The organism is Nonomuraea gerenzanensis, assembly GCF_020215645.1.
Lineage (GTDB): Bacteria > Actinomycetota > Actinomycetes > Streptosporangiales > Streptosporangiaceae > Nonomuraea > Nonomuraea gerenzanensis.
Map to the genome: position 1 here is coordinate 5,139,632 of NZ_CP084058.1, position 18,500 is coordinate 5,158,131.

The 18,500-nt window shown below is 72.0% G+C and carries 18 protein-coding genes; 9 read left to right on the forward strand and 9 right to left on the reverse strand.

What is annotated here, in order from left to right; all coding sequences use genetic code 11:
• The first annotated feature begins 60 nt into the window (after nt 1-60).
• Nucleotides 61-1,320: an MFS transporter gene (locus LCN96_RS24130; RefSeq protein WP_225275147.1), complete on the forward strand. Its 1,260-nt coding sequence runs from the start codon at nt 61-63 to the stop codon at nt 1,318-1,320.
• A 3-nt stretch (nt 1,321-1,323) separates the two neighbouring features.
• Complete coding sequence (locus LCN96_RS24135; protein ID WP_225275148.1) at nt 1,324-1,923, forward strand: VOC family protein; 600 nt, start codon at nt 1,324-1,326, stop codon at nt 1,921-1,923.
• 66 nt (nt 1,924-1,989) lie between these two features.
• Here LCN96_RS24135 and LCN96_RS24140 read toward each other — a convergent pair whose 3' ends face one another.
• The 7 genes from LCN96_RS24140 to LCN96_RS24170 form a co-directional block, all read right to left on the reverse strand.
• Entirely contained in the window at nt 1,990-3,183 is a 1,194-nt protein-coding gene (locus tag LCN96_RS24140) for a flavin-dependent oxidoreductase (RefSeq protein WP_225275149.1), read from the reverse strand.
• 121 nt (nt 3,184-3,304) lie between these two features.
• Nucleotides 3,305-4,669 carry a TrpB-like pyridoxal phosphate-dependent enzyme gene (locus tag LCN96_RS24145; RefSeq protein ID WP_225275150.1) on the reverse strand — a complete coding sequence of 455 codons (1,365 nt, stop codon included), beginning with the start codon at nt 4,667-4,669 and terminating at the stop codon, nt 3,305-3,307.
• An 8-nt stretch (nt 4,670-4,677) separates the two neighbouring features.
• Nucleotides 4,678-5,349, reverse strand: coding sequence for a transglutaminase-like domain-containing protein (locus tag LCN96_RS24150; protein WP_225275151.1), 672 nt, complete (start codon nt 5,347-5,349; stop codon nt 4,678-4,680).
• Nucleotides 5,346-6,527, reverse strand: coding sequence for an acyl-CoA dehydrogenase family protein (locus tag LCN96_RS24155; RefSeq protein WP_225275152.1), 1,182 nt, complete (start codon nt 6,525-6,527; stop codon nt 5,346-5,348). Before LCN96_RS24155 ends, LCN96_RS24150 begins: the two co-directional genes overlap by 4 nt.
• Nucleotides 6,528-6,542: 15 nt before the next feature.
• A complete protein-coding gene (locus LCN96_RS24160; protein WP_225275153.1) occupies nt 6,543-6,917 on the reverse strand; it encodes an ectoine synthase in 375 nt (124 codons plus the stop codon).
• Nucleotides 6,914-7,183 carry an acyl carrier protein gene (locus LCN96_RS24165; protein WP_225275154.1) on the reverse strand — a complete coding sequence of 90 codons (270 nt, stop codon included), beginning with the start codon at nt 7,181-7,183 and terminating at the stop codon, nt 6,914-6,916. Before LCN96_RS24165 ends, LCN96_RS24160 begins: the two co-directional genes overlap by 4 nt.
• Nucleotides 7,184-7,273: 90 nt before the next feature.
• A complete protein-coding gene (locus LCN96_RS24170) occupies nt 7,274-7,687 on the reverse strand; it encodes a hypothetical protein (protein WP_225275155.1) in 414 nt (137 codons plus the stop codon).
• A 238-nt stretch (nt 7,688-7,925) separates the two neighbouring features.
• On the opposite strand from LCN96_RS24170, the gene LCN96_RS24175 reads away from it, so the two are divergent.
• From LCN96_RS24175 to LCN96_RS24185, 3 genes are all read left to right on the forward strand, one after another.
• Entirely contained in the window at nt 7,926-8,831 is a 906-nt protein-coding gene (locus tag LCN96_RS24175; RefSeq protein WP_225275156.1) for a DMT family transporter, read from the forward strand.
• Between the two features lie 83 nt (nt 8,832-8,914).
• The gene (locus LCN96_RS24180; protein ID WP_225275157.1) at nt 8,915-10,381 is read left to right on the forward strand and encodes an AMP-binding protein; all 1,467 of its coding nucleotides are present in this window, start codon (nt 8,915-8,917) and stop codon (nt 10,379-10,381) included.
• A gap of 58 nt (nt 10,382-10,439) precedes the next feature.
• A complete protein-coding gene (locus LCN96_RS24185; protein WP_225275158.1) occupies nt 10,440-11,753 on the forward strand; it encodes a cation:proton antiporter in 1,314 nt (437 codons plus the stop codon).
• Nucleotides 11,754-12,313: 560 nt separating this feature from the next.
• Here LCN96_RS24185 and LCN96_RS24190 read toward each other — a convergent pair.
• The gene (locus LCN96_RS24190; RefSeq protein ID WP_225275159.1) at nt 12,314-12,619 is read right to left on the reverse strand and encodes a DUF4527 domain-containing protein; all 306 of its coding nucleotides are present in this window, start codon (nt 12,617-12,619) and stop codon (nt 12,314-12,316) included.
• Between the two features lie 224 nt (nt 12,620-12,843).
• On the opposite strand from LCN96_RS24190, the gene LCN96_RS24195 reads away from it, so the two are divergent.
• From LCN96_RS24195 to LCN96_RS24210, 4 genes are all read left to right on the forward strand, one after another.
• Nucleotides 12,844-13,614 (forward strand): alpha/beta fold hydrolase, encoded by a 771-nt coding sequence (locus tag LCN96_RS24195; protein WP_225275160.1) that lies wholly within the window; start codon nt 12,844-12,846, stop codon nt 13,612-13,614.
• Nucleotides 13,615-13,724: 110 nt separating this feature from the next.
• A complete protein-coding gene (locus LCN96_RS24200; protein ID WP_225275161.1) occupies nt 13,725-14,492 on the forward strand; it encodes a thioesterase domain-containing protein in 768 nt (255 codons plus the stop codon).
• 72 nt (nt 14,493-14,564) lie between these two features.
• Nucleotides 14,565-15,620 carry a glucose-1-phosphate thymidylyltransferase gene (locus LCN96_RS24205; RefSeq protein ID WP_225275162.1) on the forward strand — a complete coding sequence of 352 codons (1,056 nt, stop codon included), beginning with the start codon at nt 14,565-14,567 and terminating at the stop codon, nt 15,618-15,620.
• A 25-nt stretch (nt 15,621-15,645) separates the two neighbouring features.
• Nucleotides 15,646-17,193, forward strand: coding sequence for an MFS transporter (locus LCN96_RS24210; RefSeq protein WP_225275163.1), 1,548 nt, complete (start codon nt 15,646-15,648; stop codon nt 17,191-17,193).
• 63 nt (nt 17,194-17,256) lie between these two features.
• On the opposite strand, the gene LCN96_RS24215 is transcribed toward LCN96_RS24210, so the two are convergent.
• Nucleotides 17,257-18,459, reverse strand: coding sequence for an acyl-CoA dehydrogenase family protein (locus LCN96_RS24215; RefSeq protein ID WP_225275164.1), 1,203 nt, complete (start codon nt 18,457-18,459; stop codon nt 17,257-17,259).
• Nucleotides 18,460-18,500: the final 41 nt, after the last annotated feature.

Sequence of the window (18,500 nt, forward strand, 5' to 3'; positions counted from 1 at the left end):
CATCACCGACTTCCTGGCAGGCCACCCGTGACCGCTGTCCCCGCGGCTTCTCCGACACAGATGCGCAAGGTCGCAAGCGCGAGCTTCATCGGCACCGCGATCGAGTTCTACGACTACTACATCTACGGCACCGCCGCCGCGCTGGTGCTGAACGAGGCGTTCTTCCCCAGCCTGTCGCCCCTGGCGGGCACCCTGGCGTCGCTGGCGACCTTCGCCATCGGGTTCATCGCCCGGCCCTTCGGCGCGATCCTGTTCGGCCACTTCGGCGACCGCGTCGGCCGCAAGGCGGTCCTGGTGGTGTCGCTGCTGCTCATGGGGCTGTCCACGGCGCTGATCGGGCTGCTGCCCGACTTCTCCACGATCGGCGTGGCGGCGCCGATCCTGCTCGTGCTGCTGCGCATCCTGCAGGGGATCGGGCTGGGCGGCGAGTGGGGCGGTGCGGCGCTGCTGGCCACCGAGTACGCGCCGCGCGAGCGCCGCGGCCTGTTCGCCGCCGCGCCCCAGCTCGGCTCGCCCGTCGGGTACTTCGTGGCGACGGCAGTGTTCTGGGCGCTGTCGTCCTGGCTGCCGGCCGACGCGTTCCAGTCGTGGGGCTGGCGGGTGCCGTTCCTGCTGTCGTTCGTGCTGGTCGCGGTCGGGCTGCGCATCCGGCTGCAGATCGCCGAGACGCCGGCCTTCGCCGCGTTCACCGCCAAGGCGGAGGCGGCCAAGCTGCCGATCGCGCAGGTCGTCCGCCGCCACCCCAAGGAGCTGCTGCTCGGCGCGGGCGCCATCGTGGTGGTGTACGTGATGTTCTACACCGCCGCCACCTACTGCCTGACCTACACCACCAAGACGCTCGGCATCCCGCGGCCGGCGATGCTCGCGCTGACCCTGGTGGCCGTGGTCGTGCTCGGCGTGAGCACGTACCTGGTGGCCAGGCTGTCGGACCGGGTCGGGCGGCGCAAGCTCATCATCGCGGGCGCGGCGTTCGGCGTCGGGTGGGGCTTCCTGCTCTTCCCGCTGCTCGACACCGGGAACTACTTCCTGATCGCGGTCGCGCTCAGCGGCGCCCTGCTGTGCATGGGCATCGTGTACGGGCCGATGGGCGCGTACCTGCCCGAGCTGTTCGCCACGGACGTGCGTTACTCCGGCGCGGGCGTCGCCTACAACCTGGGCGGCGTGCTCGGCGGCGGGGTGGCCCCGCTGCTGGTCGCGCAGATCAGCGAGAGCGCGGGCACCGCCGGGGCGGGCTGGTTCATGAGCGGCATGGCGCTGCTGTCGCTGCTGTGCGTCCTGGCCCTGCCCGAGACGCGCGACCGCGACCTCACTAGGGTTTGACGCATGCTCGATCACCTCGTCTACGCCACGCCGGCCCTCGACGACACCGTCGCCGCGCTGGAGCGGGCGCTCGGCGTACGGCCCGCCGAGGGCGGCAGGCACCTGGGCCTCGGCACCCGCAACTACCTGCTCGGCCTGGGCGGGCCCCGCTACCTGGAGATCGTCGGGCCGGACCCGGAGCAGCCGGATCCGGACGGCCCGCGCTGGTTCATGATCGACGAGCTGGCGGGGCCGCGGCTGGTCAACTGGTGCGTGCGGCCCGCCGACCTGGACGCCACCGTCGCCGAGGCGCGACGGCACGGGCACGATCCGGGGGAGCCGCGGGCCATGTCGCGCCGCACCACGGACGGTGACCTGCTGGAGTGGCGGCTGACGATGCCGTCGCGCGATCCGCTGGTGCCGTTCCTGATCGACTGGGGTACGACCGTGCATCCCGCCGAGCGTGGGCTGCCCGAGGTGGCGCTGCTGTCGCTGACCGGGCGGCATCCGGATCCCGAGCACGCGCGGGACCGGCTGCGCGTGGTCGGGGCGGAGCTGGAGGTCGAGCGTGGCGACGCCCCCGCCCTCGTGGCCCGGCTGGCGGGAGATGTCGTCCTGACCTGACCCCGGTGCGGGCTGACGCGGGCGTTCAGGGCTTGGGCGGGGAGACCGATCGGCTGCGGCGGGCGTTCAGGGCTTGCGCGGGGAGACCGACCAGCTGCGGCGGGCGTTCAGGGTGGCCGGCTCGAACCCGGCGAGCTTCTTGTAACGCAGCGCGATCTCCTCGCGCTCGGCCAGCGGCATGACGTCCTCGATGTCGGCGAAGCCGTCAGGGGCCCGCTCGTGCGTCAGCCGCAGGATCACCTCGGGCCCGTCACCGCGGTTGGCCAGCACCACGTTGCTGGTGACCGGCCGCCGCTGCTCCTCGTAGAACTCCAGGCCGAGCCCGTTGGCCAGCGCGTACGCCAGCACCCGCGCGTCGATCACCGCCTGGGTGCCGCCGTTGGAGCCCGTCGGGTACATCGGGTGCGCCGCGTCGCCCATCAGCGTCACCGTCGCGGTCGACCAGTACGGTAACGGATCCCGGTCGACGAGCGGGTACTCCAGGACCTGGTGCGCGTTCGCGATGAGCGCCTGCACGTCCAGCTCGTCGCAGTGCCAGCCCGCCACGTGGGGCAGCACCTTCTCCACCCCGACGGGCTGGTTCCAGTCGCCTCGGGGCACGCCCTCGACGCGGGCCGTGCGCTGGACGGCCCAGTTGATGAGCTGGGTGCCGTCGTCCTCGGGCGGCGCGATGGGGTAGATGACGAGCTTCTGCGTGCTGTCGCCGACCATGAGCATGGACCTGCCGGTCATGAACGGCGCGGCGTACGTGGTGCCGCGCCACAGCACGTCGCCGCCGGGCAGCGGCTCGCCCTCGCCGGGGAAGAGCGCCTGCCTGACCGAGGAGCGGATGCCGTCGGCGCCGACCAGCAGGTCCGCGTCGTGCTCCAGGGACGTGACGGGGGAGCCGAGCACCACCGCCTGCGGGCCGAGGCGCTCGCGCACGGCCTCCAGCAACATCAGCTGCAGCCGGCCCCGGTGGATCGAGTACTGCGGCCACCGGTAGCCCGCGGCCAGGCCGCGCGGCTCGGACCAGATGCGCTGCCCCCGGGAGGTGAGGAAGGTCAGGTCAGCCGTCGCCACGCCGATCGCGGCCAGGCGGTCGGCCAGCCCCAGCTCGATCAGCTCGCGGATGGCGTGCGGCAGGATGTTGATGCCGACGCCGAGCGGGTGCAGCTCCGCCACCGCCTCGTGGACGGTCACGTCGGTGATGCCGGCGGCGTGCAGGCTCAGGGCGGCGGTCAGACCGGCGATGCCGGCGCCGGCGATGACCACGCGCATGGGCCGCTCCTCGAAGCCGTCTGGCGGTCAATCCGTTCGTAAAGATACTTGAGCGGCACTTGATCGACCAGAGCGGGAAAACGGGGGCCTCCGGCAGGAGACCCCCGTCATGGGCGTTCGTTCACAGGGTGGCGAGTTGCGGGATGCTGTCCAGCCCCTGCTGGAAGACCTCCTCGCCCGGCTCGTCGTCGGGCAGCGTGCCGTTCAGGTACTTCTCGTAGGCGGCCAGGTCGAAGTGCCCGTGCCCGGACAGCGCGATCAGGATCGCCTTCGAGCGCCCCTCCTCACGGCACCGCAGCGCCTCGTCGATGGCCGCCCTGACCGCGTGGCTGGACTCCGGCGCGGGCAGGATGCCCTCCGCGCGGGCGAACAGGATGCCCGCCTCGAAGACGGCGACCTGCCGCAGCGCGACCGCCTCCATCAGCCCGTTCTCCACGGCCCGGCTGATCAGCGGCGAGCTGTCGTGCGCCCGCAGCCCGCCGGCGTGCACCGGCGGCGGCACGAACCGGTGGCCCAGCGTGTGCATCCGCGACAGCGGGGTCAGCCGCGCCGCGTCGGAGTGGTCGTAGGCGATCCGGCCGCGCGTCAGCGTCGGGCAGGCGACCGGCTCGGCGGCGATGAGCCGGATGTCGCGGCCGTTGCGCAGCTTGTCGCGCAGGAACGGGAAGCACATCCCCGCCAGGGTGCTGCCGCCGCCGCACGGGCCGACCACGATGTCCGGGTAGTCCTCGGCGAGCGCCATCTGGGCGATCGCCTCCTGGCCGATGACGGTCTGGTGGGCGCACACGTGGTTCAGCGAGCTGCCGCGGGTGTAGCCCAGCTCGGGGTTGCTCCAGGCCACCTCCATCGCCTCGGACTTGGCGATGCCCAGGCTGCCCGGGTGGTCCGGGTCCTCCGCCAGGATCGCCCGGCCCGCCGCCGTCTCCGGGCTGGGGCTGGCGGAGCAGACGGCGCCGTACGACTCCATCAGCGCCCGCCGGTACGGCTTCTGCCGGAAGCTGACCCCCACCATGAACACCTTGGCGGTCAGCCCGAACATCGCGGCGGCCGAGGCGATCGCGGTGCCCCACTGGCCCGCGCCGGTCTCCGTGACCAGGCCGGTTCGGCCGGCCTGCTTGTTGTAGTACGCCTGCGGCACCGCCGAGTTGGGCTTGAGACTGCCGCTCGGCGCGACGCCCTCGTACTTGTAGTAGATGCGGGCCGGGGTGTCCAGGGCACGTTCCAACCGGCGGGCCCGGTACATCGGGGTCGGGCGCCACTGCCGGTAGATGTCGCGGACCGGGCCGGGGATCTCGAAGTCCGGCTCGGTGCTCAGCTCCTGCTCGATCAGCGGCTCCGCCATCGACCTGGCCAGCTCCGCCCGGCTGACCGGCTCGCCCGTGGCCGGGTCCAGGATGGGCGCCGCCTGCCCGAAGTCCGCGGCGATGTTCAGCCAGGTGTAGGGGATGTCGTCCTCGGACAGGGTGTATTTGACGCGCTCGTTCAAGGTGAACCTCACACGATCGGGATCGGGGCACTCGCCTCGGCTGTCAGCGAGCCCTTCACGGTTTGGTCTTGGCCGTCCAGCAGCCGCGGGTGCTCCGTCCTGAACGCGTCCAGGACCAGCTCGTACGGGAAGTCGCCGAACTCCCCGTGCCATCGCAGGAACTCCATGTGCCGCCGCCCGGACTCGTCGAACGGGTGGTAGACGCTGTCGGCGGTGCCGTCGAACTCCAGCGGCTTGAGCCGGTACAGGCGGCACAGGGTCTTGTTGAACACCGGGGTCGCCTTCACCCAGCGCCCCTCCAGCCCGACCGAGACCAGGCCGTGGAAGCGGAAGACGTCGCCGCCGACCAGCTCCTTGAGCCGCCCGGAGGCCAGGTGGTTGCGGACGTCGGCGAACACCAGCCTGGCCGGGATGCCGAGCGAGCGGGCGGCGGCGGCGTACACGATCGACTTGTGCAGGCAGAAGCCGCTGCCGCGGGAGATGGTCGCGCTGGCCCGCAGCCCGTCGCGGGACATGTCGATGTCGTAGACGTCGTACAGGATGTCGTCGCGGACCGCGTAGTAGAGCCGCACCGCCCGGTCGGTGACGGTCCGCGCGCCGGCGGTGGCGCGGGCGGCGAACTCCCGCACCACGGGATGATCGGCGTCCAGGAACGCGGTGGCGGCCAGATCAGCGGTCATGTCTGTGACTCCTTGAGGCCGAGCATCCGCGCGATGCGGATTCGTTGCATCTGCGTGGTGCCGGAGTAGATGGTGCCGCCGACGGCGTCCCGGAGGTCCTTCTCCAGGCCGGTCTCGGCCAGGTAGCCGCGGCCGCCGAAGATCTGCACCGCCGCCAGCGCGGACCTGACGTTCGCCTCGCTGGTCACCACCTTCGCGATCGCGACGTCGGTGGTGACGTCCCGGCCGCGCACGACCCCCTCGGCCGCGTCGTACAGCCAGCGCCTGGAGTTCTCCACGCCGATCTTCATCTCGACGATCTGGTCGGCGATCATCTGGAAGGAGCCGATGGGACGGCCGAACTGGCGCCGCTGGGTGGCGTGCGCGACACACCGGTCCAGCCGGTGCCGCATCGCGCCGGCCTGGACGATGAACGAGCACAGGATCTCCCACCGCATCACGTGGTCCAGCACGGCGAAGCCGAGGCCGGGCCGGCCCAGCACGTTCGCCGCCGGGATCCGGCAGTTGCGCAGGGACAGCTCGCCGAGCGGGGAGCTGCGCAGCCCCAGCTTCGGCAGGTCCGGGCCGGCCAGCAGGCCCTCGGTGCCGCGCTCGACCAGGAACGCCGTCAGGCCGAACGGGCCCAGGCTCGCGTCGGTCAGCGCGTACACCACGATCAGGTCGGCCACCGGGCCGTTCGTGACGAACACCTTGTCCCCGTCGAGGATCCAGTGGTCGTCGCCGTCGGGCTTGGCGGTCATGCCCATGCCCAGCACGTCGGAGCCGCCGCGCGGGTCGGTGATCGCGTGCGCGGTGATCGTGGACCCGTCGCAGATCCCCGGCAGGTAACGGGCCTTCAGCTCGGGGCCGCCGAAGCGCTGCAGCGGGATCCCGGCGCTGACGAGCTGCGTGCAGATCGAGAAGCACAGGCCCCCGTCGCGGCAGCCCTCGCCGAGCCCCTCCAGGACGTACATGGTGCTGAGCAGGTCGAGGCCGCGGCCGCCCCACTCGGTGTGGAACGGCAGGCGCAGCAGGCCGGAGGCCCGCACCTGCTCCCACTTGCGGATCGGCGACCCGCCGTCGCTGTCAGTGTCGCTGCCGGGGTCGTTGTCGGCGTCGAGATGGCCCTCGGACAGCACCTCGTACCAGGGCGCGAACTCGGCTCTGAGCTCGTGGTGAGCTTGGCTCCACTCGTACATGCGAGATCAGATCCGTCAGTAGCAGGAGAACGCGGCCTCGTCGAGCGCGTGGCGCTCGTCGCCGCGCAGCGCGGGGGAGAAGACGCAGATCAGCCGCAGGTCCTCGCCGGGGGAGGCGATCAGGTGGTGCGGGTCGTTCTGGTCGAGGGCGTACATGGTGCCCGGCTCCAGGACGTGCTGGCGCCCGTCGGAGTCGACCACCGCGCCCGTGCCGCTGATGCAGTAGCAGGCCTCGAGGTGCTTGCGGTACTCCAGGGGGGAGCTGGTGCCGGCCCAGACGGTCGTGTCGGTGAGCGTGTAGCCCATGCCGTCGTCCTCGACCAGGAACCGGTGGCTCAGGCCGTTCCCCCACTCGACCGGCTCCACCTCGGAAAGCTTGCGAATGATCATGAGAGTGTCCGTTCTGCTGGTGCCGGCAGGGCTGACTCGACGAAATCGCGGATGGCGGCCACGGTCCGGAAGTTCTCCGGGACGATGTCGAGCTCGTCGACGGGGATGCCGAACTGGTCCTTCAGCCAGGAAATGAGCCTCAGCAGATCGAGGCTGTTCACCACCCCGTTGCGGAAAAGGTCGTAATCGACCTCGAGCTCGTCGGCGGGAGTATCAGGCAGATACTCCGTGACCACGAATTCTCTGATCACCTCTGTGATGTCCACGAATCGCAGCATCACCTCTGCGCACAGCCGGACGCATCTCTCAGAATGCGCGGTGCCGGACGGTCGCCCGGCACCGCGCGGGTGAAAAGGTCAGGCACGGACCATGGTCGACTGAAAGCCACCTCCCGGCCATTCCCAGGCTCCGGTGTTGGAGCTGCGGTCCTCGTTGAACGTGCCGACGAAACGGGCGGGCGAGCCCGGGTCGCCGTACCAGATGGTCAGGGTGTCGCCGGCCACCTCCCAGGTGTACTTGAGGATCTCGTGCGACTGGCCGAACAGGTGCGACTTCAGGGTGCCGGTCTCCTGGTCGTAGCCGATGTACTCGACGGACCTGCTCACGCCCAGGTCGACGCGCTGGATCAGGTAGAAGCCGCCGTCGAGCCACTCGAACGTGACGGTGCCCTCGTCGGTCTGCTTGCCGTCCTCGTCGAAGTTCGTCACCTTCCAGGTGCCGACGAGAACGTCGAGCTGGCGCATCGCGGGATTCGGGGTTTTGTCGGCCATCGGGTTTTCTCCTCCATTTCACGACCGGGTGTGGCGGGGTCTACGGGCCAGATCGTACACTGCCGCCAGATGGCCGCCAATACGTGCGCAATGTCGATCCTGACCATTCTCGGCAAATAAAGTCAAGCGCTCTGTCCGCCGATAAGTGCGCACGTTGGAAGAAGACCGGGTGCGGCCTTCCGTGTTAATACTCGGAGCAGGAATTCGCCTGGACGGGGAATTCCGGAAGGAGTTGCATATGAGCCGCCGTGGCTGGGTGCTGTTCGCCCTGATATCTGTCATGTGGGGCATTCCCTACCTGCTGATCAAGGTCGCGGTGAGCGAGGTGCCGGTGCCCGTGCTGGTCTTCGCCCGCACCGCCATCGGCGCCGCGCTGCTCCTGCCCCTGGCGCTGCGCGGCGGGCAGCTCGGCCAGGTCCGCCGGCACTGGCGGCCGGTCGCCGCGTTCGCCTTCCTGGAGATCCTCGCGCCCTGGTGGCTGCTGTCGGACGCCGAACGGCAGCTGTCCAGCTCCACCGCCGGGCTGCTGATCGCCGCCGCCCCCATCCTCGGCGTGCTGCTGGCCCGCATGACCGGCGGCGAGGAACGGCTCGGCAGGGCCCGCTGGGCAGGGCTGGCGCTCGGCGTGGTCGGCACCGCCGTGCTCGCCGGGCCGCACCTGGAGGGCGGGGACGCCTGGTCGATCACCGAGGTGCTGCTGACCGTGCTCGCCTACGCGCTGGCCCCGCTGATCGCCGACCGCTACCTGCGCGACGTGCCCACCATCCCGCTCACCGCGGCCTGCCTCGCCTTCGCCGCGCTCGTCTACGCCCCCGCCGCCGCCTGGACCTGGCCGTCCGTCATGCCCAGCGGCGCGGTGCTCGCCGCGCTCCTCGGGCTGGGGGTGCTCTGCACGGGGCTGGCGTTCGTGGTGTACGTGGAGCTCATCAGGGAGGCCGGGCCGTCGCGCGCCCTGGTGTCGACGTACGTGAACCCGGCCGTGGCGATCGCCGCCGGGGTGCTCGTCCTCCAGGAGCCGTTGACCGGGCTGATCGCCGTCTCCTTCGTGCTCATCCTGGCCGGATCCGTGCTGGCGACCCGGGCCGAGGGCGAGCCGCCCTCCTCTGCTGAGCGCCCGGCGGAGCTGGAGGACGTACGGACCTGACGGCAGGAAGCTGCCGATCACCGGCACGTAGCTGACGCCGATCCGCCTGGTTCCCGGGCCGTTCGTCGCCGAAGCTCATGGTCATGACAACCTCTGAACCGCTGCACGGTTTCCTCGCCAGGACCGCCTCCGACCCCGCCGCGCCCGCGCTGCGGACCCGTACAGGGACGGTCAGCTACGGTGAGCTGGCCGCACTCGCCGGGCACGCCCAGGCGGAGCTGACCACCCTGCCGCCCGGCCCGGTCGCGGTGCTCGCCAAGAAGTCGCCGGAGGCGATCGCACTCGTGCTCGGCTGCCTCGCGGCGGGGCGGCCGGTGCTGCTGCCACCGATCGACCTGGGCCCGGTCGCGCTGCGCGAGCTGTGCGAGCGGGCCGGCTGCGCGCAGGTGCTCGCCACCGACGCCGAGCAGGCCGGGGAGCACCCCGACCTGGTCACCAGGATCATCACCAGGGGTGAGACAGGCGGCCCGCCGTTGCCGCAGCCCGCGCCCGTCACCGACGCCCACACCGCCTTCATCCTGACCACCTCCGGCTCCACCGGAACCCCGAAGCTGGTCCCGCTCTCCACCGGCGCGGTCACCCGCTTCACCGGCTGGGCGGGCGACGCCTTCGGTCTGGGCCCCGGCGAGGTGGTGCTCAACTACGCGCCGCTCAACTTCGACCTGTGCCTGCTCGACATCTGGGCCACGCTGCGGCACGGCGGCTGCGTCGCCCTGGTGGACCCCGCGGTGGCCGCCAACCCGCGGCACGTCGGCGACTTCTTCGCCGACTCGCGGGTGACCGTCGTCCAGGGCGTGCCCATGCTGTACCAGCTCCTCGCGGAGGGCGCCTTCCCCGGCGTGCGGCACGTCATCGTGACCGGCGACCACGCGCCCGCGTCCGTACGGGCGACGCTGCCGCGGCGCTTCCCGAACGCCCGCTTCCACAACGTTTACGGCTGCACCGAGACCAACGACAGCTTCTGGTACGAGTTCGACGCCGCCGAGGCCGCCGCCCCCGGCCCGCTGCCGATCGGCGAGCCGCTGCCCGGCGTCGTCGCCGTGTTCGAGCCGGACCGCTCCGCCGACCCGCAGCGCGCCGGTGCCGTCGAGCTCCTGGTCCGCACGCCGTTCCAGACCAGCGGCTACCTGACGCGCGACCCGGGCACGCCGTCCGGCCGGTTCGTCACCGGCGCCGACGGGCACAGCTACTTCCGCACCGGCGACCTGGTCCGCCGCGACCCCGACGGGCGGCTGTTCCTGGTCGGCAGGGACGACTTCCAGCTCAAGGTGCGCGGCGTCCGGGTCAATCCCGAGCAGATCGAGCGGGTCCTGCTGGAGCACGACGACGTCGTCGAGGCCGTCGTCGTACCGGCCGGTGACGGCGCCGAGCTGCGGCTGACCGCCTTCGTCCGCGGGGCGCGCCCGAGCGGCCTGTCGGGGCTGCGCCTGCGCGCGCACTGCGCGACCCGGCTGCCGCGAGCGGCCATCCCGTCCGCCATCCGGCTGGTCGAGCACCCGTTCCCGCGCACGTCCACCGGCAAGGTGGACCGCAAGCGCATCGCCGCCTGACCGGGCGCCGCGATCTCCGCGGCGCCGCCCCTTTTCGATGTTCTGCTGAGGAGAAGACATGGCCCCCGTCGCGCCCATCGGTGCACACCAGTTGATGATCTTTCTGCTCCAGGTCGGCTCGTTGCTGCTCCTGGCGCTCGCCCTGGGGTCGCTGGCGACCCGGTTACGGCTGCCTTCCGTGGTCGGCGAGCTGCTCGCCGGCGTCCTGGTGGGGCCGTCGTTGCTGGCCCATCTCGCGCCGGACGTCCAGCAGTGGCTGTTCCCCGCGCAGGCCGGCCAGTTCCACCTGCTCGACGCGGTCGGGCAGCTCGGCGTGATCCTGCTGGTCGGGCTGACGGGCATGCACCTGGACATGGGGCTGGTCCGCAGGCGCGCGGCGACGGCGGCGGGAGTGAGCGTGGGCGGGCTGGTGGTGCCGCTGGGGCTCGGCGTCGCGGCGGGCTTCCTCATCCCCGGCTCGCTGATCCCGGACGGCGCCGACGGCACGGTATTCGCGCTGTTCCTGGGGGTCGCCATGTGCGTCAGCGCCATCCCCGTGCTGGCCAAGACGCTGATGGACATGAAGCTCATCCACCGCAACGTCGGCCAGCTCTCGCTCACCGCCGGGATGATCGACGACGCCTTCGGCTGGTTCATGCTGTCGATCGTCAGCGCCATGGCCGTGCACGCGGCCTCGGCGGGGACCGTGCTGACGTCCCTGGCCTGCCTCGCCGCGATCGTCGTGTTCGCCCTCACCGTCGGCAGGCCGCTGGTGCGCGGCTCGCTCCGGCTGGCCGCCAGGTCGGAGGGGGCCGGCGCCACGGTGGCCACCACGGTCGTGCTCATCGTGCTGGCCGGCGCCGCGACCCACGCGCTGGGGCTGGAGGCGGTCTTCGGCGCGTTCGTCATGGGCATCCTCATCGGCAGCGCCGGCAAGGTGGACCCCGCGCGGCTGGCGCCGCTGCGCACCGTGGTGCTGGGCGCGCTCGCCCCCGTCTTCTTCGCCACCGCCGGCCTGCGCATGGACCTCACCGCGCTGACCGAGCCGCCCGTGCTGCTGGCCGGGCTCGCGGTCCTGGCCGTCGCCGTCGTGGGCAAGTTCCTCGGCGTGTACGCGGGCGCCAAGCTCAGCAGGCTCAACCGGTGGGAGGCGCTCGCGCTGGGCGCCGGGCTCAACGCGCGCGGTGTCATCGAGGTTGTGGTGGCCATGGTGGGCCTGCGGCTGGGCATCCTGAGCGTCGAGGTCTACACCATGATCATCCTGGTGGCCGTGGTCACCTCGGTCATGGCGCCGCCCATCCTGCGGCTGGCCATGGCCCGGGTGGAGCGGACCGCCGACGAGGAGCTGCGGGAGACGGCGCACCGGGCGTGGGACAAGCAGCCGTCCGCATGACGGTGCAGACGGGTCGCCGGCGCGGGCCGGGACCGGCTCACGTCCCGGCGACGAGACCGGCACCGGCAGCGTGGCGGCACCCGCGGGCGGGTCGAAGCTCTTCCCGGCCAGGACGTACCGCCGTGGCATGAACGTCGCACGGCCGCCGCCGTCACGCGGTGGCCGTCGTCGAGCTCCTGCCAGACGCCGCCGTGCTCCGCCGCAGCTCACCGCTCGGCGTGCTGGCGCCCGGCGCTGACCTACGCGGCTCCCGTAAGTCGTGCGCGAACCGCTGCACGGGGCCGGCCGCCGGGTCCAGCGGCCCTTCCTCCTGCCCATCAGGCGTCCCCTCTGCGCGGCACGATGTTGCCATGCACGGGACGTCGGGCCCGCGCCCGTGATCGGTGCCCGGTTCATCCGCCACGCGAATGCGCACAGCAATTCACCGCCCCGCGAAAATCGCACGCCCCCGGCACAAAAACGAAGACCCCCGCGGCGCCCGCGGGGGTCTTTTTCGTGGTGTTCGTTTTATGTCGCTCCTTTCAGCTCAATGCCCGGCACAATTTCCCACATTCTCCTTCCTAGGCGGACGGCCAGGTGTTGGGGTCGGGGGCGGCGACCGGCACCGGCCAGGTGTTCGGGTCGGGGACGGCGACCGGAGCGGGCCACGTGTTCGCGGCCACCACGCGCGGCCAGGTGTTGGGGTCAGGGGCGGTGGCGGGGACCGGCCAGGTGTTGGGGTCGGCCAGCACCGCGTCGGCACCGCGGTCCGCGACCAGGTCCAGCGCGCCGGCGCCCAGTCCGAAAGCCGAACCGAAAGTGGCGACCGCAGCCGCGATCTTGACAATCTTGCCGGAAATCCGCGGGGTAAGAATGGCGTTCGTCATTTCACTGCCTCTTTCTCAAGTCTGGGTTTTTCTGGGCCGTTCTCGCTTGCACTTCCAACTTTGCGATCCCGGCGCCCGGCAAACCAGATGAAACGGAGTCAGCAAGCTGCAGGCGCGTTGCACCTTCCTGCCACGCGCGGCCATGGAGGGGCGCGGCGGCCGGCCCGACAGTGAGAAGGCAGGCATTGACGTGACCTGACCGCAGATGCTGAATGGAGAGCGCCATGAAGACACAGATCGTCCTCGTGCCCGGTCCGTGGATGGGCGCCTGGTGCTGGGAGACGGTGCTGCAGCGCCTGCGTGGTCACGGCCACGACGCGCTCGCCGTCACGCTGCCCGGGCTCGCCAGCGCCAGGGAGGACGTGTCCCACATCGGGCTGGAGACCCACGTGGAGGCGGTCATGGCGGTCCTGGAGGAGCGGGACCTGCGCGACGTGGTGCTGGCCGGGCACAGTTACTCGGGGCTCGTGGTCGGCCAGGTCGCCGACCGGATGCCGGACCGGGTGGCGCACACGGTGTTCATCGAGGGGTTCCTGCCGCATGACGGCAAGTCGATGTTGCACGCCTTTCCCGAGCGGTTGCGCAGGAGCGAGTTGCGGCAGATCGACGACAACGGGGGCCGCTGGCCGGCGCCCGACGCCGGTGCGGTGGGCGACGGGCAGGGGCTGAGCGCGCGGCAGGCGCATGCGCTGGCCCGGCGTTTCGTGGGCCACCCCGGGCGGACCGTGGCCGACCCCGTGAAGCTGAACCGGCCGCTGGCCGAGCAGCGGGCCACGTACGTCATCTGCTCCCTGGAGCACGTGAACGGCCAGATCGCCCCCGATGTGACGGCCATGCGCGCGGCGCCCGGGTGGGACTTCGAGACCCTGCACACCGGGCACTGGCCGATGATCTCCACGCCCGGACCGCTCGCCGCCCTGCTGGCCAGGATCGCCGACGGCGCCGCCGTGCCCGAGACGGCGGGGGAGCGGGGGCGTACGCGTGAGGGGGCCTGAGCGCCGGGTGGGGGCGCTCGCGGGAGGGCGCCCGGGCGAGCGGTGGCGCTCGCGGGAGGGCGCACGGGCGGAGATGCGTGCGCGGCCCGGCAGCCGCACACTGACCGCTCATGGACACCGATGTGCTGCTGCCGCTGCGGACGACCGGCTCCGGGGTGCCGTTGTTCTGCGTGCATCCGCTGCTGGGGCTCGGCTGGTGCTACACGGGTCTGGTGCCCTACCTGGGGCGGCGTCCCGTCTACTGCCTCCAGGCACGGCGGCGGCCCGTGGGCGACCTGGCCGCGATGGTGGCCGACTACCTCACCCAGGTCCGCGCGGTGTGCCCGGACGGGCCGTACCAGCTCATGGGCTGGTCGGCGGGCGGCAGCATCGCGCACGCGATGGCGTGCGAGCTGCAGCGGCGAGGGGCGCGCGTCGGGTTCCTGGCGCTGCTGGACTCCTTCCCCAGTACGGGTGAGTACGTGCGGCCGGCGGACCCCGAGGGCGACAGGCTGGATCTCGCCCGCACGCTCGCCCAGGACCTGGGCACCCGCCGCGGCCCCGACCCCGGGGACGACACCACGCTTGTCCTGCGGCGCCTGGCCGGGGACAGCGGCCTGAGCGAGCGGTTCCTGACGGAGCTGGTGGACACCGCGCTGCGCACCCGCGCCGCCGTACGGGGGTCGCTGCCCGGCGTCTTCCGCGGCGACGTGCTCCACCTGGAGGCGGCCAGGGAGAGCAGGGGGACGCTCACCCCGCGCGCCTGGGAGCGGCACCTCGACGGCCGCCTGGAGGTGCGCCGCGTCGACTGCCGGCACGTGGACATGATGCGGCCCGGCCCTCTCAGCGTCATCGGCCCGATCCTCGCCGCCGGGCTGGACACGCCGGCACACCGGTGACGGCACGTGACGCCTGTCATCCAGCACGGTCAGAGATGATGCGGGCACCCCCGCGTTGGGATTCTGGCCACCATGAAGGCTCTGGTGCTGTCCGGCGGGTCAGGCACCCGCATGCGCCCCCTGAGCCACTCCATGCCGAAGCAGCTCATCCCGATCGCGAACAAGCCGGTCCTTGAGCACGTGCTGGAGAGCCTGCGCGAGCTGGGCGTGACCGAGATCGGTCTCGTCGTCGGCGACAGGCAGGCGCAGATCGCCGAGGTCGTCGGCGACGGCTCGAGGTTCGGGGCGCGCGTCACCTACATCAGCCAGTCACGGCCGCTGGGGCTGGCCCACTGCGTGAAGCTGGCCCGCGGCTTCCTCGGCGACGACGACTTCGTCATGTATCTCGGGGACTGCGTGCTGGCCGGCGGGATCGGCGCGATCGCCGAGGAGTTCCGCGCGCTGCGGCCCGCCGCGCAGCTCGTGGTGCGCCGCGTGGCCGACCCCCGGCCGTTCGGGGTGGTCGAGGTGGACGCGGCGGGCGCCGTCCTGCGGCTGACGGAGAAGCCGGAGCGGCCCGCCAGCGACCTGGTGATGGTCGGCGTCTACTTCTTCACCGCCGCCGTCCACGAGGCGGTCGAGCGGATCGCGCCGGGACGGCGCGGCGAGCTGGAGATCACCGACGCCCTCCAGTGGATGGTCGACCACCGCCACGAGGTCAGGGCGAGCGTGTACGACGGGTACTGGACCGACGCCGGCCGGGTGGACGACGTCCTCGACTGCAACCGCAGGATGCTGGCCACGCAGGCGCGCGGCATCGCCGGCCACCTGGACGGGGTCAGCGACGTACGCGGGGAGGTGGTCATCGAGCCCGGCGCGCGGATCGTCGCCTCCACGATCGAGGGCCCGGCGATCATCGGCGCGGACACCCTGATCGTGGACAGCCACGTCGGCCCGAACACCTCCATCGGCACGGGCTGCGTGGTGCGCGCCACCCGCATCGCCGACTCCATCGTGCTCCACGGCGCCTCGATCGAGGAGGCCAGCCTGCGCGGCTCGCTCATCGGACGCTTCACCACGGTGGCGCCGGGACAGGCGCACCACCGGCTCGTGGTGGGCGACCACACGCGGATCGAGCTGACGACATGACCGGCAAGAGATGAGGAGTGAGGACGTGACCCACGACGTCGCCCCGCGCGCGGGGCGGAAGGAATGGATGGGGCTGGCGGCGCTGGCCCTGCCCACCATGCTCGTGTCGCTGGACATCAGCGTGCTGTTCCTGGCGTTGCCGCACCTGAGTGTCGACCTGGGCGCGAACGCCACGCAGCAGCTCTGGATCACCGACATCTACGGCTTCATGACCGCGGGCTTCCTGGTCACCATGGGCTCGCTGGGCGACCGCATCGGCAGGCGCAGGCTGCTGCTCGTCGGCGGGGCGGCCTTCGGCCTGGTCTCCCTGGTGGCGGCCATGTCCACCAGCCCCGAGATGCTGATCGTGTGCCGGGCGCTGCTCGGGATCGCCGGCGCGACGCTGCTGCCCTCGACGCTCTCGCTGATCGGCGTGATGTTCCGCGATCCCAAGCAGTTCGGGCAGGCCATGGCCGTGTGGGGGACCGCGTTCATGGTCGGCATCGCGCTCGGCCCCGCCGTCGGCGGCGCGCTGCTCGAACGGTTCTGGTGGGGCTCGGTGTTCGTGATGGGCGTGCCGGTGATGGTGCTGCTGATCGTGGCGCTGCCGCTGCTGCCCGAGTTCCGCGATCCGGGCGGCGGGCGGCTGGACCTGCTCAGCGTCGTGCTGTCGCTGGGCGCGATCCTGCCGCTGATCTACGGGCTCAAGGCCGTGGCGCGGGACGGCTGGGCGGCCGGCCCGCTCGTCGCGATCGCCGGCGGGCTGGTCGTGGGCCTCGTGTTCGTACGCAGGCAGCGGGTGCTGGAGCATCCCCTGTTCGACCTGCGGCTGTTCCGGCACCGGGCCTTCACCGCGGCGGTGGTGATCGGGATGCTCTGCGGCTCGCTGCAGACGGGCACCGGGCTGGAGGTCGCGCTGTTCCTGCAGACGGTCGAAGGGCTGTCGCCGCTGGTCGCCGGGCTGTGGTTGCTGATCCCGTCGCTGGTGCTGATCGTGTCCATCAACCTGACGCCACGGGTGGCGGCCAAGGTGCGCCCGGCGTACGTGCTGGGTGGCGGCATGCTCGTCGCGGTGCTCGGCCAGCTCCTCATCACCCAGGTCGCGGTCGGCGGGGTGATCCTGCTGGTCGTGTTCCTGTCCGTCTGCTACTTCGGGGTCGGGCCCGTGGGCGGGCTCGTCAACCAGGTCGCCATGGCCAGCAGCCCGCCGGAGAAGGCGGGGTCCGCCGCGTCGATGGTGGCCACCGGGGGTGAGTTCGGGGTGGCGCTCGGCATCGCGACGCTGGGGACTCTGGGGACCGCCGTGTACCGGAGCGAGCTGGTGCTGCCGGCCGGGGCGCCCGCTGTGGCCGGTGACAGCATCAACGGTGCTGTCGGGGCGGCGGCCGGGCTGCCCGCCGGGCAGGCGGCGGAGCTGCTCGACGCCGCGCGGGCGGCCTTCACGACGGGGCTGCACGCGGTGGGGGCGGTCAACGCCATCCTGTTCGCCGGGCTCGCGGTGCTGGCGTTCACGCAGCTGCGGCACCTGGCGCCCTTCGCCGGTCATCACCACCCGGAGCCGGAGCAGGAGCAGGAGCCCGCTCTGACGGGGTGAGCAGGACGGCCACACGAAGGGGGCCCGCCCCGCAAGGGCGGACCCCCCTTCGCGCTGGGCGCGTCAGCCGGCGCCGAAGTGGGCCCGGGCCAGCTCCCGGTTGGCCACCGTGGACAGGAAGATGGCAAACCCGGCATGGCTATGCAAGGTGGACATGTCCCGCCAGATCCGCTCGATCCGCTCCCCGTTCCGCACCGCGCTGGAGCCGGCCGTCGGGAAGAGACACCCCTCCACCGCCCGCCAGGCCAGCCGCGCGATCTCCCTGCTGATGGTGGCCAGCCGCAGGTCCCGCTCCCTGGTGAACTCGCCGCCCGCACAGGCTTCCTGCCACTGCCGGATGGCGTCCGACCACGCCGCCTCGGCGGTGGCGAGCAGCCCGGCGGCCTCGCCGTACCAGAACTGGTAGTCCGGATCCTCGGCACGCAGGGAGAACGGCGGGAACACGGTCGTCCTGACCCGCATCAGCTCCTCGTAGGCGTCCAGCGCCCCCTGAGCCATCCCCAGCATGACGGTGGCGCTGTCGAGCAGCATGAAGCTGAGCGGCCCGCCACCGTACTCGGGGTTGCCGTGCAGGGCCAGGCCGGGGGTGCCGCCGGCCACGGAGGTCTGGCTGAGGTGCAGCGGCAGCGTGTAGTGGCCGGGGATGGAGGCGTGGTCGAAGGCGACGCTGTGCGATCCGCTGCCCTTGAGGCCGAGCTGGTTGCCCCAGTCGTCCAGGCGGCGCCAGCGGTCGCGCGGGGCGACGAACAGCATGGGCGCGCCGTCCACCACCACATGACCCATGAAGTGGGTGGCGTAGGGGGCGCCCGAGCAGTAGTTCCAGGTGCCGTCGAGGATCCAGCGGCCGTCCGCGCCGCGCGTCGCGGCGCCGCTGGGCGCCACGGTCGCCGGGCAGACGAAGTCGCCGGTGGCGAACAGCTCGGCCTGCGCCCGCTCGCCGAACAGCGTGGCGACCGCCAGCGCGTGCGCGGTGCCGAGCGAGTACATCCAGCCCGTCGAGGGGCAGCCGCGCGCCAGCGTCATCGACACGCGCAGGAACGTCTCGACGCCGAACTCGTAGCCGCCGAAGCGGCGCGGCACCAGGATGCGGTAGAAACCGGCCCGCGCGAACGCCTCGTGGGTGTCCTGCGCGTAAAAGGTACGCTGCTCCGTCTCGGCCTGGCGCTCGACCAGGGCGGGCACCATGGCCTGCGCGCGCGCGACGATCGTGTCGGGGGTGAGACCGGGCTCGGGCGGAGCTCCGGGGGCATCGGTGACGGCTGTCATGCTGCGCGAACCCTTCGTCTCGGGTTTTTCCCCAGCGTCGC

Bases quoted from the DNA above. Each gene is read 5' to 3' on its own strand.
- LCN96_RS24130 (WP_225275147.1), top strand. From the start codon at position 61: ATGCGCAAGGTCGCAAGCGCGAGCTTCATCGGCACCGCGATCGAGTTC.
- LCN96_RS24135 (WP_225275148.1), top strand. From the start codon at position 1,324: ATGCTCGATCACCTCGTCTACGCCACGCCGGCCCTCGACGACACCGTC.
- LCN96_RS24140 (WP_225275149.1), bottom strand. From the start codon at position 3,183: ATGCGCGTGGTCATCGCCGGCGCCGGCATCGCCGGTCTGACCGCCGCC.
- LCN96_RS24150 (WP_225275151.1), bottom strand. From the start codon at position 5,349: ATGACCGCTGATCTGGCCGCCACCGCGTTCCTGGACGCCGATCATCCC.
- LCN96_RS24155 (WP_225275152.1), bottom strand. From the start codon at position 6,527: ATGTACGAGTGGAGCCAAGCTCACCACGAGCTCAGAGCCGAGTTCGCG.
- LCN96_RS24160 (WP_225275153.1), bottom strand. From the start codon at position 6,917: ATGATCATTCGCAAGCTTTCCGAGGTGGAGCCGGTCGAGTGGGGGAAC.
- LCN96_RS24170 (WP_225275155.1), bottom strand. From the start codon at position 7,687: ATGGCCGACAAAACCCCGAATCCCGCGATGCGCCAGCTCGACGTTCTC.
- LCN96_RS24175 (WP_225275156.1), top strand. From the start codon at position 7,926: ATGAGCCGCCGTGGCTGGGTGCTGTTCGCCCTGATATCTGTCATGTGG.
- LCN96_RS24180 (WP_225275157.1), top strand. From the start codon at position 8,915: ATGACAACCTCTGAACCGCTGCACGGTTTCCTCGCCAGGACCGCCTCC.
- LCN96_RS24185 (WP_225275158.1), top strand. From the start codon at position 10,440: ATGGCCCCCGTCGCGCCCATCGGTGCACACCAGTTGATGATCTTTCTG.
- LCN96_RS24190 (WP_225275159.1), bottom strand. From the start codon at position 12,619: ATGACGAACGCCATTCTTACCCCGCGGATTTCCGGCAAGATTGTCAAG.
- LCN96_RS24195 (WP_225275160.1), top strand. From the start codon at position 12,844: ATGAAGACACAGATCGTCCTCGTGCCCGGTCCGTGGATGGGCGCCTGG.
- LCN96_RS24200 (WP_225275161.1), top strand. From the start codon at position 13,725: ATGGACACCGATGTGCTGCTGCCGCTGCGGACGACCGGCTCCGGGGTG.
- LCN96_RS24205 (WP_225275162.1), top strand. From the start codon at position 14,565: ATGAAGGCTCTGGTGCTGTCCGGCGGGTCAGGCACCCGCATGCGCCCC.
- LCN96_RS24215 (WP_225275164.1), bottom strand. From the start codon at position 18,459: ATGACAGCCGTCACCGATGCCCCCGGAGCTCCGCCCGAGCCCGGTCTC.